Raw genomic sequence first — 16,569 nt, 5'->3', positions numbered from 1 at the left:
TGCGGCCGTAGAGGGTGCCCTGAGGGCCGCGGAGGACTTCGATGCGGTCGATGTCGAGGAGCTGGAAGATATAGCTGTCGAGGCTGAACTGGTTGACGCCGTCTATATATGTCGCAACGGCGGGTGTATAGGAGGTGGTGGCTATGCCGCGGATGCCGGTGGCGTTGCGGCCGTCGCCGGGGTCGGCCGAGTAGAGGTCGGGAACGATGGCGGTGATGTCGTGGCTGTTCCAGATGTGGTAGTCGGTGACCTGACGGGAGGAAAGGGCGGTGATGGAGATGGGGACCCGTTGGAGGAGGTCTTGTCTTTTTCCGCGGTGACGACGACCTCGTCGAGTTGTTTGGAGGACGGGGTTAGAGGAATATCGAGTTGGGTATCATGGGCGGTGATAGTCCGGGTTGTCGTCGCATAGCCGGTGGCGCTGACTTCGAGGATGTAGGTGCCGGCGCTGAGGTTTGGTGGAAGTTGGAAGTGCCCGGTGGCGTCGGCGATGATGCTGTAATTGGTGTTTAGGATGCTGATAGTGGCGCCGAGGGACGGTTTTACCGGATCCGGATTGGGCTTTGGCAAAAGATATTATTAGAAAAAATAAAAATGTAACAATCGTCCTATTCATGGGATGAAGATACGGCATCCTCTTTATGAATGAACATGATGAAGGCGGCGATCGGGAGGATGAAGGTGGGGATGACGAGGATGTCGCGGGTGATCAGCGTTTCTTTTTCGCGGGTTTGCGGGGGTCTGTGATAGATGAGCGGCGAGACGGTGTTGTTGTTTTCGATGGGATGGTCGGAAAATCCAGCGGATAAGCGGTGTCGACTTTCCCTTCCCATAGGACGAAGGAAGTTTGGACGGCGCCAATATTGGGTTGTGAGGCGATGCGGTCGGTGAGGAAGTTGTTGTATTCCTGCAGGTCGCGGACGGCGACTTTCAGAATGAAGTCGAATTTTCCGGTGAGGCGGTAGCTTTCCATGACCTCTCTGAATTTGACGCTGGCCTGTTCGAATGCGGCGAGGGCGGCCTGGGAGTGCTCAAGGAGCTGGACCATGGTAAAGGCGATCTGTTTCTTGCCGATCTTTTCTTTGTCGAGGATGGCGACGTAGCGGCGGATATAGCCGGTCTCTTCGAGGCGGCGGATGCGGATGGAGATAGGGGTGATGGTGAGGCCCAATTTGTCGCCGATCTCCTTGGTCGTGACGCGTGCGTCGTGCTGGAGGAGGTCCAGAATGCGGAGATCGATGATATCCAGATCGGTCATTGGTAGTTGTTTTTGCTAAAACGGGTCTGGTCGGGCCTGCTTTATAGTCAAAATTGTCGTATAGCTGACCAAAACTAGTTATTTTTATTAATATTTTTACTTCTCTTGGTTTTTTACGCCACATTTCTAAATTTTGATAAAAATTATTGCTTGTCAGCCGTATGAATGCCTTTTTTATCCGCTCAGAACATCGGTTTCAAAGGATAGACGTCAAGACTATCCAGTACGTTGAAGCCAGTCGGAATTACTGCAAAATTTTTACTGCGGACCATATGTACCTGGTACATGTGGCTCTGAAGCATCTCGTCGCGGCGTTGCCGCCGGCCGACTTTTGTCAGATACACAGGTCGTTCGTCGTTGCTGTTGGCGAGATCAGGTCTTTTGACAACCATACCGTCTATTTGTCGGAGCGTTATTTGCCGATAGGGGAATCTTATCTGCAGGATCTGCTCGAGAAGGTGACCGTTCTTACGAATACGTCTTATGCGTTTTCGAGGAAGGAGGCGGAGGCGGAATTGGTGTAACTGCGGCCCGCGCAGCCGGCCGGTATTCCCTTGTAGATTTTCTCATGTGATATCCCCGGTGGAGTTTCTACTCCGCCGGTCTTTTTGTGGGTTGTTGTGTTAGAATTTGAACAGGACTTTGCCGAAGGGGCGGTCTTCGATCATGTAGCGATGGGCTTTTCCTATTTCGTTTGCGGTGAAGACTTTGGCGACGGGTGGCTGGATCTTTCCCTTGGCGAGGAGTGGGAGCATGGTGTCGAGGGCCTGTTTGTGTTTGGCCTTGTCGGTGTAGGTGGAGAGTGACTGGCCGCGCATCTGGATGCCTTTCCATACGAAGTCGGTGATCTTTGCGGTAAATTCCACACCGGCGGCGTAGCCGATGACCACGAGTATGCCGTCTTTCGAGAGCGCGCTCAGCGCCTGGCCGGTGAGGTTGCCGCCGACCATATCGATTACGACGTTTACGCCTTTATTTTGTGTGAGGAGCATGACCGATTCGGTGAGGGGGGACTTGCTGAGGTCGATGACGTTGGAGATGCCGGCGTTTGCGGCCCGGTTAGATTTATCGGTCGATCCGGCGGTTGTGATGACGAGGCTGGCGCCCATGGCGGTAGCGAGTTGTACGCCGGCGTTGCCGACGGCGCCGCCTGCCGCGAATGAGAGGACGCTTTGGCCGGCGGTGAAGTCTGCCTTGTCGAGGCAGGCCCATGCGGAGAAATAGGCGACGGGGAAGGAGGCCGCCGTCTCGTCGCTGACGGTGTCGGGTATTTTGATCAGTTCGGAGGGATCGAGGGCGCGGTATTCCTGCCATGAGCCGTCGCTGGAAATGCCGCGGACGCCGCCCTGGGCGTCGTAGCAGGAGATGATGACCCTTGTGCCGTCGGGGAATTCGTCGTTGCCTTTGACTACTATGCCCGCGGCCTCGTTGCCGAGGATCTTCGGAAAGGTCACTCTGCTTTTGATGTGTCCGAGGCGGAGGGTATCGTCCACGGGGTTTACGGCTGCGGTCGTGATCTTTACGAGGAGTTGTCCCTGTTTGGGTGTGGGCATGGGCCGGTCGACGATCTTCAGTTTGTCGTAGCCTCCGAATTCTTCGAACAGAATAACTTTCATGTTGGTGGGTTTCGGCAATAAAGGTAGGAGGTTTTAATACCAATTGGTATTTTTTTATCGTTAAATGTTTGGTTGGAGGGAGGATATGTTTGGATGGGGGAGGGGGACTGGGGGAGGATTGTTTGGATGAAGGTTTGTTTGGGTGGAGGGTGGGGGATAACCCGGGTGGGTGATGGGTGGATATTTCGGGTGGTGGGGTGTTAAAAAAAGACCCCGCTGGTGGCGGGGTCGTATGGAAAGAGTTGGTGATTGTTATTGTGGCCAGAACCAGGAGATCCAGGTGCGTCCGTCGGTGGCCAGGACCATATCGTAAGATTTCTCGCCGGTTTGTACGACGTAGTAGCCGGCGGGGTTGAAGAGTGTTTGTCTGGTCTTGTCGAAGGCTCCGCCGGCTGGGATGGGGGCGTTGCCGTCGCTGCCTGCGTTCTGGAAGACGGTGGTTCCGTTGGAGGGATAGAGGGGTGGGAAGCCGGCCCAGTGATAGGAGGCGAATCCGAGCGAGTTGGTGTAGAGCATGATGGAGCTCAGCCTGTCGGCGGGATTCGAGTAGTAGGCGGGCCAGTAGGCGAGGTAATAGAATGTACCGCCGCCCTTTGCCGTGTCTGTCTGGTTCCTGATCCCATAGGCGTCGTCGACGCCGTTGACGTGGAAGCCGTAGCCGGAAGCCCAGAAGTAGCCGTTGTTTGCGCCGTAGTTCCACCAGCGCGATCCGGCGGTGGCGTCTACTTTGAGGGGAGTGGCGGCGCCTGTGATCGTTCCCGTCTGTGAGCCGATGGTGACGGTGACGGTGGAGTTGCCGGGGTTGTAGGTGAGGCCGTTGATGGCGGTTATAGTCTGACTGCCGTTGACGATAGGCGTGGCGAACTGGATGCCCGAGCCGGTGATATAGTAGTTGACGGTTTGCGTCTGGATCTTGCCTGAGCCGTCGACCCAGGTGAAGGTGACGGTGCGGTTGGTGAGGTCGAGGCGCAGTTCGTAGTTGTTGCCGCCGATGGACAGGCGTTTGAAGTATTCGAGGATATTGTTGAGGCTGAGTGCGCCGCCCATCAGGGCGAGGACGTTGCCGGCGTAGTAGCCGTCGCGCTGTGCCTGTGTGGCCTTGATCAGGACGGCGTTGGCGCTGTTGAGGTTGCCGGTCAGGTGGATGGTGTCGCCGATCTTGTCAGCGGTGACGGAGTCGGAGAAGGAGTATTCAAAGTCAGTCCCCCATCCGTAGCCGAAGCCGTAGGGGCTGTGGGAGATGTTGGGATCGGGGTCGCAGGGGACGTGGATATAGCTGTAGGTATCGAAGACCAGGGCGGGGCGGGTGAGTTCCTTGACCAGGTAGCTGGAGGTCTTTGGCGTCGCGGCCATGGTGGGGTCCCAGTCGGAGAACATGGTCACCCGGTTGCTGTCGGTGAACGACATATAGTAGGCCAGGACGATCTTTGGTCCGTTCTGGCTGGTGCCGCTGGTTGTAGGCGACGCCGGTGGTGCTTTCCATGAGGATCCAGCCGTAGGGGGCGCTTGTCAGCTTCTTCTGGTAGGCGGCCATCGCGGCGGCGACGCGCTGGTCTGGTGTCTGGCCGTTGATAGTGTCGTTGTACGACTTTGTACAGCCGGCGCCGATGGTCATCGCAGCCAGTATATAGATAAGTATCTTTTTCATTTTGCTTTGTTTTGGCGGTTATTGCAGATAGTTAACAAAGGCGGTACGGCATTTGGCTCGGAGGGCGTAGAAGTCAATGTTCCATACGCGCTGGAAATAGTCGACGACGACGGCTTCCTTGGCTTTGATGGTAGTGTAGCCTGGTGATCCGGGGCCGCCGGTCTGTGTGAGGAGGGCTTCGTATTCGTCATAGCCTCCGGACGGGCCGGTATCGCCGCCGGCGAGCATGGAGCTGATCATTTCCACGAAGTCTTCGTCGGGGCCGGACATGGCGTATGCGGTGATGAAGCCCTGTGCCCGTGCGTCGGGGCTGCTCACGTTGTACCACTGTGCGGTATAGCCGGTGGAGATGGTCTTGTAGCTGGCGGGGTAGAGGACGTTCTGGTGGAGGATATGTCCAAACTCGTGGTGCATGGTATGCATCGTTTGCTTGAAGGTGTTGGAGTCCGCCTTTTTCCTGCTATAGTTGTTGACCTGATAGAGCAGCATGGCGGTACCGCCTTCGGCCTGTCCGAGGAATATGGCTCCGTTGGGGAGGTATTCGGCGCTGCCGGCCATTTCGAGGGCCTTGGGCAGGTATTTACGCAGGAAGGCCGTGCTGCCGGTCTGCTGGTTGTAGGGTGCGTAGGCCACGTTGAGGAGGGCCTTGAGCATGGGGATGACCTGTGCTTCGTCGGGCGGGGTGATCTCGCTGGGGAAGTCCAGCTGGCCGGGGAGCCATTTGTAGTATACCGCCACGTTGTATGGGACGGTCATGCTGTCGTGGATGAACAGGTCTGTGGCGTCCTGCGCCCAGGTGTCGCCGCCCAGTCCCGGCGGCGGGGTTGTCAGCGGTGTGAATTTGTCCTTTTTGCAGGAGGCTGCCGCTATCAGCAGGATCAGGACCAGTATTATATTTGAGGATGTTTTCATGTCTAAAGGTTGAAGGTTTTAGCGTGGATTTTGTTCGAGGCCGGCGGTGACCGCTTCTGCGGGAAGGAGCAGGACTCTTCTTTTATCGTTATAGGGAACTGAATCGATGGGGAACGAGAAGTCGCTGCCGGCGTAACGGTATATGGTAAAGCCGAGGCGGATATTGTCGAACCAGCGGAGTCCCTCCTGGAAGTAGGTAACTCTTTTGAAGTCGAGGGCTGCCAGGACGAGGGAGATATTGACCGGCGCTCCGTAAAAGTTGACGGCCTTTTGCTGGGTGATATCGTGTGTGGCCGGTTTGTAGTTGTCGATGTTCTTGCTAACCCAGGAGTTGAGGTCGGTGAGGGCGGCGTTGAGGTTGCCGGTCCATGCGTAGGCTTCGGCTCTGTTGAGCAGGACCTCTTCCATGCTGAAGAGGGGCATGAGGCCGTATTTGATGTTGAGGTTGGAGGGTCCGACGTTGTAGGAACTCCATTTTGGGAAGTTGAAGTATTGGGGGGTAGCGCCATAAACGGTAACCGCGTATGATCCGCCGGTCACGTTGTTGTTGCCTCCGAGGACGGTGCTCTGGAGGCCGAGGCCAAGGCCGTAGCGATACTGGTAGTAGGAGTCGAAGTAGTTGCTTTGGGCTTCCTGCAGCAGGATGTTCGCGCCGTTGCTGGAGGAGGGGTTGAAGATGGCGAGCTGCTGGTATTGCAGGGTGCCGTAGAGGTTGACCTGGTCGCGGATCAGGGTAGCGGGGTCGGCGGTGCCGAATACTGCGTTGGCGTGGGCGATGGCCGAGTTGTAGTCCTGCTTGAACATATAGAAGCGGCAGGCGAAGGCGTGTGCGGCCTGCAGGGTGAAGTGGAATTTCGGGGCTACGCCGTAGATGCGGTCCTGGATGAGGGCAAGGCCGCGGGTAAGGTCGTTTTCGATGGCGGCGTAGTCAGCGGCGACGGTGCCTCTTTTATAGGTCTGGAAGACGGAGCTCTGTACGGTGGTGACGTAGGGGATGCCCAGGTCGGTGCCGGAGGTCGTCGGGTCATAGGGTTTGGCGAACAGGCAGACCAGCATGAAGTGGGCGTATGCGCGGCATACGAGGGCTTCGCCTTTCTGCGCGGAGAAGTTGGCCGAGTCGGGGCCGTTGCAGTAGGAGAGGGCCAGGTTGGCTGTGGCGATGGCGCGGTAGCAGGAGTCCCAGTAGGCTGTCGGGGAATCGAAGCGGAAGGAGGTGATGTCCCGAAAGCCGTAGGCCTGTGAGTTGATCTGGTAGGATACCGGATCGGTGCCCTGGGGGCGGTGCCTTTGTCTTCGGCGTTGTCACTCATGGGCTCGGTGAAGGGGGCGTACATGGCGTGGGGATAGGCGGAGGTGAGCAGCTGTGTCACCTGGTCCACGCTGGTGATGACGGCCCTGTTGTCCGGCAGTTTTTCCAGCTGTTTGTTACAGGCAGCTGTGAGGAGAACCGGAGCAAGGATGTATATATATTTGAACGTGATTTTCATACTGTGAAATGTTTTCGGTTAAAGTCCAAGTCTTAGCGCGACGGTTACTTGTTTGTTGATCGGCAGTGCGGCTCCGCCGGTGGCGTAGAATTCCGGGTCCTGTCCGTGGAGGCGTTTGTCGGAATAGATCAGCCAGAGGTTGTTGGCGACTGCCGAGATGGAACCGCTGCGCATCCCTACTTTGGACATCAGTGTGGTGGGCAGCTGATAGGAGACGGTTACGGCTTTCATGCGGACGAAGCCGCCGTCGGCGACGCGGTCTGACGAGTAGTTGTAATTGCTATACGGGAAGGCCGACAGTGTCGAGAGCAGGTAGCCGGCCTGGGTATACATCTGTACCGACGGGATATTGGTCAGTTTCTGGTCGCCGGGCAGTTCGAATCTTTTTTGAATTCGTTGGGGAGGGCGTCCAGGTCGGAGTAGATGGAGGCGTAGGCGGGTCTCAGCCGGATCTTGTTGCCTGCCTGATAGGTGAGCAGCACGTTCAGCGTGAACGGGCCGTAGCGGAAGGTGTTGGACCAGCCGCCGGTGATGGTGGGGTCGGTGGGACCTTCGTATTTCAGGTAGGAGGTGTTGAGGCTGGCGAGGTTGACTACCGGGCTGATCTGACCGCTGTCGTTGAGGAAGAGCGGGTAGCCGAGGTAGGGGTCGAGACCGCGGTTGCGGATCGAGAACAGGCCTCTTACGGGGTAGCCCTGTTGTGCGCCGCCGCCTTCGCCGACCAGCGACCAGATATTGGGGTTGGATTTGAGGTTGGTGATCTTTGTGATGTTCCATCCGAAGTTGAACGTGCTGGATATGCTCCAGTCCTTTTGCTGGACGACCCTGGCGGTGACGGAGAAGTCGACGCCGTGGGACTGCATGTCGGCGTAGTTGGCGTATTGGTAGACTTCGCCGCCGATGCCGGAGGTGCGAACGAGGCCGACCAGGTCGAAGCTTCTACGGCGGTAGTAGTCCCCGGTCACGATCAGTCGTTCTTTGAAGAAGCCGATGTCGGTGCCTGCGTTGAATTCGTATTTCTTTTCCCAGGTGAGGTCGAGGTTCTGGAGGTCCTGGATATTGATGGCCGTCTGCTGGTCGTTCTGGTACTGGCGGTTGGTGATGGCCGATTTCAGGATGGTCGTGCTGTTGATGGCGTTGCCGATGCTGGCGTTGAGGCCGTAGCTGCTCTTCAGCATGAGGTGGCTGACGGTAGGATACAGCGGCTCCATGAATTTTTCCTGGTCGACGTTCCATACGCCGGCGGCGGTCCATGTGGGGAGCCAGCGCGCGCGGAGGTGTTGCCCATGCGGTTGGAACCGTCGGCGCGGGCCGTACCGGTGATCGTATATCGATTGTTATACGTATACGTGGCGGTGCCGTAGAATGCGGCGTTGCGTTCGTATTCTTTGAGCATGCCGTAGTAGACGCCGTTGGTCTGCGTGAGCTGTTTAAAATAAGTATAGTCTACGAAGGGCGTTCCGCCGGAGTTCCGCACTGGTAGCCTACGCCGACGTCGCTGGCGGTCTGGCGGTCGGTGGAGATGTATTCCTGTCCGACGAGGGCCGTGATCTGGTGGAGCCGGTCGTTGAAGCTCTGGTTGTAGGTGAACTGGTTGCGGAGATAGATGGTGGAGAGTTGTCTGTCGGTCCGCTTGTAGAAGCCTCCGTAGGGGAGTACCGAGACGGCCTGGTTGAAGGGCAGGCTCGGGTCCTGGTAGAGGAATTTGTTGTTCGAGTTAACGATGCTGTTGGAACCCGGCCAGATGTTGGCGTCGCCTACGCGATAGGCGTTGGCTTCGTTGGAATTATCCGAGGACGTCGTGTTCTTCGGTGGTCTTGGCGTAGCGAAGGCTGCCGGTGAAGTCATAGGTCAGGAAGGGTGTCAGTTTGTAGCTGAGTCTGCCACTGGATCTTTCCGTCGAGGACGTTGAGGTGCGTGGAGTTGTTCTTCAGCTCATCGAGGATGTTGAACGGCGCGTAGGACCTGATCGAGTAGTTGTATGAGCCGTCGTCGTTGTAGGCCGGGAGGGTACGGGACGTAGAGAGTGCGTAGGTGAACGGGTTGAGGTCGAAGTCGCGGCTGTAGGCTCCGATGACGGGGTCGACGCTGCGGTTCTCCGTGCCGGAGATCTGTTGCTGGCGCACGTTGCCGGAGATGAGGAAGCCATAGGACAGCCGGTTACTTGGCGTATAGTTCTGGTTGAGGCTGAGGATATAGCTTTTTACGTTGTCGGCGACGGTCCAGCCTGGGTCGTTGTAGAAGCTGGTGGACAGGTAGGTGGTGGCTTTCTCGTTGCCGGACGAGATGCTGAGCGAATGGTTTTGGTTGACGGAGTTCTTGAAAAGCGTTTTGAACCAGTTGGTGTTGACGTTCGCGTATTTCATCAGCCATGCCTGTCTTGCCGCGGGGGTGTTCTGTACGGCGAAGTTGCCGCTGGCGTCGGGGGACTGGAGAAGTCGGGCCAGTTCGCCGTAGACGCCGGAGTTCTCGGCGTTGACCATTTGCGGGTAGTTGAGCACCTGTTTGCGTTCCATTTCCGCGTTGACCGACATCTGGTCGGCCGAGTTCATGACGTCGTAATTGGAGTAGGAGGGGCGGAGCTGGAGGCCGAAGGCGCCGGTATAGTTGATGACGGGCTTTGTGCCGGCGCGTCCTTTTTTGGTGGTGATGACGATAACGCCGTTCATGGCGCGCGCGCCGTAGAGGGCGGCGGCGGAGGCGTCCTTGAGGATGTCGAAGGTTTCGATGTCGTTGATGTTGAGGCCTGCGACGGAGGAGCCGAGCAGGGTGCTGGCGTCGCCGCTGGTCAGTTGTTCGTTGGAGACGTTGACGATGTCTTCGAGCACTACTCCGTCGACTACCCATAGGGGTTTGTTCTCACCGTTGATGGAGGTGGCGCCGCGGATGCGGACCTTGGGTGCCGCGCCGAAGGTGCCGGATACGTTCTGGATGGAGACGCCTGCCGCGCGTCCTTCGAGCATGCGGCTGATGTCGTTGACGCCGTCGGTGCGGATACTATCGGCTTTTACGGTGACGGCCGCACCGGTGAATTTCTTTCGGTCGATGCGCTGGAAGCCTGTTACTACAGCGTCTTCGAGGGCGGCTACCTTTGCTTTCATGTGGGCGGTGAGTTCTGTTCTCGTGCCCACGGTCATTTGCAGGTCTTCGACGCTGACACCGGAGAAGATGAGTACTGCGCCGGAGGGAAGGTTGCTGATCGTGAGCTCACCGTTGATGTTGGAGACGTATTTTCTCGGAGTCCCTTTTACCTGAACGGTAATTCCGGGCAGCGGCTGACCGACACTATCGGTCACGTGCACTGTTACACTCTGACTGACGCCCTGCCCTGAAACCTGAAAGCAAAAAGCTAAAAGTAGAAAAAGGGTAAATCTGGCCAATCTCATAAGCTGAACCAAGGGTTTTTAATTTATAAATAAATAATTCATTCCCGTCCCATTCTGCAACAGGAGGCATGTGACGCGCGGTAGTAGAGTAGATTTTGCAGTTAATTCGTTAATAACCAGTTCTAAGATACTGTTTTTTTATAGAATTGTTAAAATTATACCCATTTACCCCATGCTGTCTGTTGACAGTTGACTGTCATGGGGTTGCAGTTATATATAGCTGAGCCACCAGTCGCGGCGGTTTTTTGTAGTTGCTGAACCATTTGCATGGCTTGTACAGGACCGTTATGACTATGAGCCAGACGAGGTAGACGCCGGTCAGGCTGATGCCGAAGTCGGGAGGGGCGAAGAGGAAAGCGCTATTGGGGGTTACGATCTGGTGGACGGTGTATCCTTTGGCGAAGAAGATGATGATGGTGATGGTTTGAATGAGGTACCAGTGGAGGACATAATAGAAGAAGGGGACGGAGCCGTAAATTTTGAGGAATTTGCTTTGGATGTTTTCGGTGCGGGTGAGGATGAGGGTTGTGACGCCGAGGGTGAGGCAGAGGTACAGGAGGGAGCAGGGGTATTTGGTGACGTTGAAGAAGGAGATGATGGTCAGGGCTGTGGTCTTTTGGACTGACCATGGGGCGGGGTCGCCATAGATGTTGAATGAGCGGAATATTACGAAGAAGACGAGGAGGCCGAGGCTGGTGCGCAGGAGTAGACGCCGTCGTTGTTGGGCGTCGAATTTTGCCGAGTAGATGGGGCCGAGGGCGTAGCCCATGAGCAGGACGGATGTCCAGGGGAGGAGTGCGTATGGGACGTTGATGACGCGGCCGTGGCCGAGGGGGATCTCGCCGTCCCACCCATTGCCGGATATCAGGAGTTGCCGGGGGATCGTTCTTGCGATGGGGCCGGGGTTTACGGAGTCGAAGCTATTGTGGCCGATGAATATGATGAATCCGATGATGCCTGCCGTGGTGGGGGAGACTTTTAGTTTGATCAGGAGTGCGAGGATGATCATGCTTCCGCCGATGGCCCAGATGACCTGGAGGATGATATAGTCGTAGTGGGGGTTGAGGGTGATGGCGAAGCTGATCAGCACTACTTCGACGACGAGGAGCCAGATGCCGCGTTTGAAGAGGAAGGCGGCCATTTGGTCTTTTGTGCGGCGGGCGCCGGCGAGCCAGGCGGAGATGCCGCTGAGGAATACGAAGGAGGGCGCGCAGAAATGGGTGATGAAGCGGGTGATGAATAAGATGGGGGTGGTTACGGAGAGGTCTGTGGGGAGGGGGTGGCCTTTGTGGAGGGCGTCCCTGATGTGGTCGATGGCCATGATGAGCATGACGAGGCCGCGGAGTATGTCGATGGATGCAATACGGTGTTTTTGGTTGGCGTCCGGTGGTGGGGCGGCGCCGGCTGGGGAGTGGACGGGTGCAACTGGAATGGGGTTGGTGCCTTCAGGTGAAGGGACGGCGCCAGCAGGGGAGGGGTTGGGGCCCATTTTTTATTTAAAAGTAGAAAAAATCCGGTTATTTGTCGGCAATCGAAATCGTCTGTTATGAAAGCAAATCTATTTGGTTTCGTCGTTTTTATGTTGGCAGGATTGGGTGCAGCCGGGCAAAAGCCGGGATCGGCCGCGAATCCTTTTGTATTGAATCCTTCGGTGGGCACGGTGGCCTGGGGTTATTACTGGTCGGAGGCTAAGCCGGTGTTGTCGGTGCATTCGGGAGACTATGTGCGGGTAAGGACGCTGATCACGTCGAATCCTGAACGACTGGAGGCGGCGGGAGTGCCGGCGGATCAGGTGGAGAAGGAGTTGCGGGATGTGCAGGCGGTGAAGGAACGGGGCCCCGGAGGGCATGTGCTGACGGGACCAATCTATGTCGAGGAGGCGGAGCCGGGGGACGTGCTGGAGGTCCACTATGACTCCATTCAGCTGGCTATCCCATATGGGTATAACGCGATTGGTCAGGCGGGGTTTTTGTCGGATGAGATCTTTGACCGGAAGACGAGGATCATCCAGATGGACCGTTCCAAAATGGTCGGGCATTTTGCCGATGGTATCGAGATCCCATTGCATCCTTTCTTTGGGAGTGCGGGGTGGCGCCGCCTTCGGAGGTGGGGAAATGGAACAGCGCTCCGCCGTGGGTCAATGCGGGGAATCTGGACAATAAAGACCTCGTGGAGGGTTCGTCGCTGTTCATTCCGGTGTTTGTGAGGGGGGCGTTGTTCGAGATCGGGGGACGGGCATGCGGCGCAGGGGAATGGGGAGGTGGATATCACGGCGATCGAGACCTCGCTGGTGGGGAAGTTGCGGTTTACGGTGCATAAGGGGAAGAGTTTGAAGTGGCCGCGGGCGGAAACGGCTACGCATGTCATCACGATGGGGTGTGACCGGGATCTGAATGCGGCTACGCATATTGCTGTGCGGGAGATGATCGCGTATTTGATGCAGGAGAAGGGGATGAGCCAGGCGGATGCGTATATGTTGTGCAGTGTGGCGGTGGATGTGAATATTACGGAGCTGGTGGATGGGAATGTGGGCGTACATTGTACCTTGCCGAAAGCGATCTTTAAGAAATGAGTATCCGGAGGAATACATTATTGCTGGTTTTAAGCGCAGGGTTTTGTGATGCGATCACGTTCACGAAGGCGGATGAGTTGTTCTCGGCGCATGTGACGGGGAATTTTATTTTGTTTGCCTACGATCTGGTGAATGAGGCGGATTATGTGACCTGGGTGAGGTTGTTGACATTCCCCGTGTTTTTTCGGCGGTGATGATGGGGGGTGGATCGACAGGCGTGGTGGAGGGTTGCCGTTTGTCGGGGCGGCGCCCGGTGCGGGAGGGTTGGGTGTGGCGCCCCGCGCCAGCGGGTTGAGGATACTGCGGGTGGAGGCGGCGGTGCTGATGGTTGCGGGGTTATTGGTTTGGGGGTGCCCCGTGGGGTGTTTTGGGTCGCGCTGATGGTGGTGTTTGCGATGGGTTTGCAAAATGCATTTGGGAAGCTATATAGCAAGGATGTGTATGCGCCGACGACGATGATGACGGGGAATGTGACGCAGGCGGCGCTGAATCTTTTGAAGGGAGATAGGATAAAGGGGGGACAGGATGCGGTGGTGTTGTTTGGGTTTTTGGCTGGGTGTTTTCTGGGGGTTGTGGTTGGGAAGTATTGGGGATTGCAGGGGATTCTTTTCCTGGGGTGTTGGTGTTGTTGGTGAGGAAGGGGAGTAAAGGGGATTAGTGACGGCCGCGGGTGGTGACTACGGGGACTGGGGTGGTGATTAGTGCCGGCCGCCGCCGCCGCCGCGGAAGCCGCCTCCTCCACCTCCGCCGTTGCGGAAGCGGCCGGGGAAGACGCCGGGCATTTTTCGCTGGTTCCTGCCGGCGAAATTGTTTAGGTTATAGGTAAAGGTCAGCATGGCGTAGCGCTGGAGGGTAGAGGTCCGGCTGGTGGATACGCGGTTGAGCGATACTGTCTTGCTGACGGATGTATTTTCTTTCAGAAGGTCGAAGACCGTGAGGCGGAGTTCTCCATTTTTTTTACGGAACAGGGATTTTGCGATGCTGGGGCTGATCAGCGGGATGCTGGCGTTGTAGCCGGGCACGCGGTTGTCGGTATAGGTATAGGTGAAGTTGGTGGCGATGAGCCAGCCGCTGTTGGTGTAGGCGGTTATCTCGGCGTCGACGACCTGGGAGAAGTAGTCGAAGTTTTGCTGGGGGTGGAGGCTGTTGCGCGCGATGTTGTAGTTGGAGGTGGCGCTGAGGTTCATGTCGAAATTCTTCTTTATGTTGGTGGTCCATGAGACCGTCTGTGACAGGGTGGTATTGCGGGAGTAGTCGTGCTGGTAGCCACCGATGCCCGCGATGGTGGAATCGACGAGGGTCTGGGACTGTCCGTAGTTGATGTTGGTGATGAGGTTGAGGTTGGACCTGGGGCGTTTCAGGGACCAGCCGTAGTCGAAATAGCCGGCTACGCTGTAGGTGCCGTTGAGGTTGACATAGGTGGTCGTCTGGCCGCCTTTTTTATTGGGGACGATGGCGCTCTGGATGTCGTTGACGGTGGTGCTGGCGTTGATGGTGGCGAAAAGGACGTTCTGGGTAGATGGGTTGAAGGACTGGTAGAGCAGGCGGACGCTGTGGGTGAATTGCGGTTTCAGCGCCGGGTTGCCGGTGGTATAGTTGATGTTGTCGTTGGTCGTGGTCAGGGGCTGCAGCTGGGAGGCCGTCGGCTGTCCGGTCCTGCCGGAGTAGTAGAAGCGGATCCGCTGCATATGCGAGAAGGAGTACATGAAGTTGACGGCGGGTGTCCAGTTGACATAGGTGTGGGCGACGTCGATGCTTTTTGTCGTGTTCAGGCTGTTGTAGGTGGTGAACTGGACGCCGGAGCCCGCGTTGATATTGAATTTGGCGTTTTGGATCCGGTAGTTGAGGGTGATGCGGTCGGAGTTGGATTCGAATTTATAGGAGTTGCTGAACAGGCTGTCGTAGCCGGTGTAGCCTTTTGACGCGTCCTGGTAGTCGTAGGTGTCGTTGGTGGTGGTATGGTGGGTATAGGTATGGTTGTAGTTGAGTTCGACGATTGAATTCTTTGTGATCGGTTCGGTATAGGAGAGGGTCGGGCTGAGGGTGACGGAGTGCAGGGAGTCGTTATAGTACTGCCGCAGGTTCTCGGTCGAGTCGAGCAGGAAGAAGTTGTTGAGGGCGTTGTTGTAGCCGTAGCCGTTGTTGACGTTGACCATCCCGTTGATGTCGAGGGAGAGGGTCCGGTATGGTTTTGCGAATTTGTGGCGGAGGGTGATATTGGAGCCGTTGACGTTGAAGCCGTGGTTGGTGCTGTTGGTGGTACCGTCCGAGGTACTGATGGGTGTGGCGTGCTGGTCGGTGGTGGAGGAGACCGACGAGGAGTTGGGGCTGCTCGTCTGGAAGGCGATATTGGGCCGGAATACGAATGAGGTGAAGTTGTCGATCTTTTCTTCGAGGTTGAGGTTCATGCGCTGGTTGGTACTGCGCTGGAAGGCGGTGGAGTTGCGGGCGGTGGTATTGGATGTGTCTTCGGCTGCGTCGAAGAATTTTTCGGTGAGGCTCTGGCTGCCGGTGGAGACGTGGGTGAAGTTATAGAAATAGCTGCCGTAGATCTCGCCCTTTTTGCCGAGGGAGTCGCGGTAGTTGAGACCGGCGGCCCATACGGTCGTTACGCCTGCGCCGCTGCCGTTGGTGGCGGCAGAGGGGCCGCGGCCGCTGCCGCGTCTGCTGCCGGAGGAGCCGAGGATGTCCTGGGCGGTGAAGTTCTGTTTGTTGATATCGTTGCCTTCGCCGAGGACGGAGATCTGCTGGTTGTTGTTGAAGCGGTGGAAGTTGAAGCTGTTATTGTAGGCCTGGTCGGTTCCGGCGCCTGCGATGGCCCGGCCGAAGTATCCCTGCCGTCTGTCTCTGCGGGTAACGATATTGATGGTCTTGATACGGTTGCCATTGTCGAAGCCGGAGAATTTACTTTGGTCGTCGAGGTCGTCGAAGATCTCGTATTTCTCGATGATATCGGGGGAAGGGTGCGGGTGGCGAGTTTGGGGTCGTCGCCGAAGAAGCGTTTGCCGTTGACGAGGATGCGCTGTACTTTTTCGCCCTGCGCGGTGATATTGCCGCTGGCGTCGACTTGTACGCCGGGTAGTTTCTTCAGCTGGTCTTCGGCGACGGCGTTGGGTTTGGTGGCGAAGCTGGCGGCGTTGTATTCGATGGTGTCTTTTCTGATCCGCATGGGTGGGCTCTGGACGACGACTTCCTGGAGGAAGTCGGTGGCACTTTTCATGAGGAGTTTTCCTGCGTCGATGTCCTTTGTTGTGGAGCTGATCGTGAGGCGTTTGCTGATGTGGTGGAAGCCTTCGAAGGTGATGGTCGAGCTGGTAGCTGCCCTGGTTCGAGGCTTTTGAAGGCGAATGCGCCGTGTTTGTCGCTGATCACGAACTGGGCGTCGGTGCTGTCGGAGGCCGGGGTGAGGGAGATGGTGGCCTCGGACAGGGGTTGGTTGGCCGCGGAGTCGATGACGATGCCTTTTATGCTGCCGCGGATGTGTGGCTGCGCCGTTGCATAAAGTGACAGACAGGAAAGAAAAAAGAATACGAAGATTCTCATAAGGGGATAAAGCTAGAGATACCCGTGCGGATTTTATTCGCGGATAGGTGAATGGGGATTGGGTATCGGCGAGTACGATCCTGCGATCGGGTGTGGCGGCGGCCGGAGGTTATTCTGCTTTTAGATTTTTTACAGGATTTGTTTTGG

The 16,569-nt window shown here is 56.9% G+C and carries 21 protein-coding genes and 3 pseudogenes; 7 read left to right on the top strand and 17 right to left on the bottom strand.

What is annotated here, in order from left to right:
• Nucleotides 1-43 precede the first annotated feature (43 nt).
• The 3 genes and pseudogenes from ACQ86N_RS31165 to ACQ86N_RS31155 form a co-directional block, all read right to left on the bottom strand.
• Nucleotides 44-235: pseudogene (locus ACQ86N_RS31165) on the bottom strand (hypothetical protein); the annotation flags it as partial.
• Nucleotides 142-570, bottom strand: coding sequence for a carboxypeptidase-like regulatory domain-containing protein (locus ACQ86N_RS31160; RefSeq protein ID WP_431210439.1), 429 nt, complete (start codon nucleotides 568-570; stop codon nucleotides 142-144). The gene ACQ86N_RS31160 and the pseudogene ACQ86N_RS31165, both read right to left, overlap by 94 nt.
• 139 nt (nucleotides 571-709) lie before the next feature.
• A complete protein-coding gene (locus ACQ86N_RS31155; RefSeq protein WP_431210438.1) occupies nucleotides 710-1,258 on the bottom strand; it encodes an Lrp/AsnC family transcriptional regulator in 549 nt (182 codons plus the stop codon).
• A 161-nt stretch (nucleotides 1,259-1,419) separates the two neighbouring features.
• On the opposite strand from ACQ86N_RS31155, the gene ACQ86N_RS31150 reads away from it, so the two are divergent.
• On the top strand, nucleotides 1,420-1,782 hold the full coding sequence (locus ACQ86N_RS31150) for a LytR/AlgR family response regulator transcription factor (protein WP_431210437.1): 363 nt from the start codon (nucleotides 1,420-1,422) through the stop codon (nucleotides 1,780-1,782).
• A 99-nt stretch (nucleotides 1,783-1,881) separates the two neighbouring features.
• Here ACQ86N_RS31150 and ACQ86N_RS31145 read toward each other — a convergent pair whose 3' ends face one another.
• From ACQ86N_RS31145 to ACQ86N_RS31095, 11 genes and pseudogenes are all read right to left on the bottom strand, one after another.
• The gene (locus ACQ86N_RS31145) at nucleotides 1,882-2,874 is read right to left on the bottom strand and encodes a quinone oxidoreductase family protein (RefSeq protein WP_431210436.1); all 993 of its coding nucleotides are present in this window, start codon (nucleotides 2,872-2,874) and stop codon (nucleotides 1,882-1,884) included.
• Between the two features lie 252 nt (nucleotides 2,875-3,126).
• A complete protein-coding gene (locus ACQ86N_RS31140) occupies nucleotides 3,127-4,251 on the bottom strand; it encodes a DUF4302 domain-containing protein (RefSeq protein ID WP_431210435.1) in 1,125 nt (374 codons plus the stop codon).
• A 112-nt stretch (nucleotides 4,252-4,363) separates the two neighbouring features.
• Nucleotides 4,364-4,489, bottom strand: a pseudogene (locus tag ACQ86N_RS31135) (DUF4302 domain-containing protein); the annotation flags it as partial.
• Nucleotides 4,490-4,540: 51 nt separating this feature from the next.
• Nucleotides 4,541-5,434, bottom strand: coding sequence for a substrate import-associated zinc metallohydrolase lipoprotein (locus ACQ86N_RS31130; protein WP_431210434.1), 894 nt, complete (start codon nucleotides 5,432-5,434; stop codon nucleotides 4,541-4,543).
• Between the two features lie 18 nt (nucleotides 5,435-5,452).
• Nucleotides 5,453-6,652, bottom strand: coding sequence for a RagB/SusD family nutrient uptake outer membrane protein (locus ACQ86N_RS31125; RefSeq protein ID WP_431217672.1), 1,200 nt, complete (start codon nucleotides 6,650-6,652; stop codon nucleotides 5,453-5,455).
• Nucleotides 6,653-6,939: 287 nt separating this feature from the next.
• On the bottom strand, nucleotides 6,940-7,254 hold the full coding sequence (locus tag ACQ86N_RS31120; protein WP_431210433.1) for a hypothetical protein: 315 nt from the start codon (nucleotides 7,252-7,254) through the stop codon (nucleotides 6,940-6,942).
• 20 nt (nucleotides 7,255-7,274) lie between these two features.
• Nucleotides 7,275-8,132 (bottom strand): hypothetical protein, encoded by an 858-nt coding sequence (locus tag ACQ86N_RS31115; RefSeq protein WP_431210432.1) that lies wholly within the window; start codon nucleotides 8,130-8,132, stop codon nucleotides 7,275-7,277.
• Nucleotides 8,093-8,398, bottom strand: a complete 306-nt coding sequence (locus ACQ86N_RS31110; protein WP_431210431.1) for a hypothetical protein — start codon at nucleotides 8,396-8,398, stop codon at nucleotides 8,093-8,095. Before ACQ86N_RS31110 ends, ACQ86N_RS31115 begins: the two co-directional genes overlap by 40 nt.
• A complete protein-coding gene (locus tag ACQ86N_RS31105; protein ID WP_431210430.1) occupies nucleotides 8,368-8,769 on the bottom strand; it encodes a hypothetical protein in 402 nt (133 codons plus the stop codon). Before ACQ86N_RS31105 ends, ACQ86N_RS31110 begins: the two co-directional genes overlap by 31 nt.
• Nucleotides 8,766-10,223, bottom strand: a complete 1,458-nt coding sequence (locus tag ACQ86N_RS31100; protein ID WP_431210429.1) for a TonB-dependent receptor plug domain-containing protein — start codon at nucleotides 10,221-10,223, stop codon at nucleotides 8,766-8,768. Before ACQ86N_RS31100 ends, ACQ86N_RS31105 begins: the two co-directional genes overlap by 4 nt.
• A gap of 280 nt (nucleotides 10,224-10,503) precedes the next feature.
• Nucleotides 10,504-11,796, bottom strand: coding sequence for a DUF1624 domain-containing protein (locus ACQ86N_RS31095; protein WP_431210428.1), 1,293 nt, complete (start codon nucleotides 11,794-11,796; stop codon nucleotides 10,504-10,506).
• 57 nt (nucleotides 11,797-11,853) lie between these two features.
• Here ACQ86N_RS31095 and ACQ86N_RS31090 point away from each other — a divergent pair, with 57 nt between their 5' ends.
• The 5 genes and pseudogenes from ACQ86N_RS31090 (at nucleotide 11,854) to ACQ86N_RS31070 (ending at nucleotide 13,514) form a co-directional block, all read left to right on the top strand.
• Entirely contained in the window at nucleotides 11,854-12,513 is a 660-nt protein-coding gene (locus tag ACQ86N_RS31090) for an acetamidase/formamidase family protein (RefSeq protein ID WP_431210427.1), read from the top strand.
• 30 nt (nucleotides 12,514-12,543) lie between these two features.
• Nucleotides 12,544-12,879: pseudogene (locus tag ACQ86N_RS31085) on the top strand (acetamidase/formamidase family protein); the annotation flags it as partial.
• Between the two features lie 20 nt (nucleotides 12,880-12,899).
• A complete protein-coding gene (locus ACQ86N_RS31080) occupies nucleotides 12,900-13,073 on the top strand; it encodes a DUF1275 family protein (RefSeq protein WP_431210426.1) in 174 nt (57 codons plus the stop codon).
• 34 nt (nucleotides 13,074-13,107) lie between these two features.
• The gene (locus tag ACQ86N_RS31075; RefSeq protein WP_431210425.1) at nucleotides 13,108-13,260 is read left to right on the top strand and encodes a hypothetical protein; all 153 of its coding nucleotides are present in this window, start codon (nucleotides 13,108-13,110) and stop codon (nucleotides 13,258-13,260) included.
• The gene (locus ACQ86N_RS31070; RefSeq protein WP_431210424.1) at nucleotides 13,242-13,514 is read left to right on the top strand and encodes a DUF1275 family protein; all 273 of its coding nucleotides are present in this window, start codon (nucleotides 13,242-13,244) and stop codon (nucleotides 13,512-13,514) included. Before ACQ86N_RS31075 ends, ACQ86N_RS31070 begins: the two co-directional genes overlap by 19 nt.
• 63 nt (nucleotides 13,515-13,577) lie before the next feature.
• On the opposite strand, the gene ACQ86N_RS31065 is transcribed toward ACQ86N_RS31070, so the two are convergent.
• A complete protein-coding gene (locus ACQ86N_RS31065) occupies nucleotides 13,578-15,287 on the bottom strand; it encodes an outer membrane beta-barrel protein (protein WP_431210423.1) in 1,710 nt (569 codons plus the stop codon).
• On the opposite strand from ACQ86N_RS31065, the gene ACQ86N_RS31060 reads away from it, so the two are divergent.
• Nucleotides 15,286-15,414, top strand: coding sequence for a hypothetical protein (locus ACQ86N_RS31060; protein ID WP_431210422.1), 129 nt, complete (start codon nucleotides 15,286-15,288; stop codon nucleotides 15,412-15,414). The two genes, ACQ86N_RS31065 and ACQ86N_RS31060, sit on opposite strands and share 2 nt — an antisense overlap.
• Nucleotides 15,415-15,487: 73 nt before the next feature.
• Here ACQ86N_RS31060 and ACQ86N_RS31055 read toward each other — a convergent pair whose 3' ends face one another.
• Together ACQ86N_RS31055 and ACQ86N_RS31050 are read right to left on the bottom strand one after the other, a co-directional pair.
• A complete protein-coding gene (locus tag ACQ86N_RS31055) occupies nucleotides 15,488-16,099 on the bottom strand; it encodes a hypothetical protein (RefSeq protein ID WP_431210421.1) in 612 nt (203 codons plus the stop codon).
• On the bottom strand, nucleotides 16,096-16,422 hold the full coding sequence (locus tag ACQ86N_RS31050; protein ID WP_431210420.1) for a carboxypeptidase-like regulatory domain-containing protein: 327 nt from the start codon (nucleotides 16,420-16,422) through the stop codon (nucleotides 16,096-16,098). The genes ACQ86N_RS31055 and ACQ86N_RS31050 overlap by 4 nt, the downstream gene beginning before the upstream one ends.
• Nucleotides 16,423-16,569 lie beyond the last annotated feature (147 nt).

Source organism: Puia sp. P3, assembly GCF_050632245.1.
GTDB lineage: Bacteria > Bacteroidota > Bacteroidia > Chitinophagales > Chitinophagaceae > Puia.
Note: the sequence above shows the minus strand (reverse complement) of the source record. Positions and strands in the feature narration are given on the sequence as shown.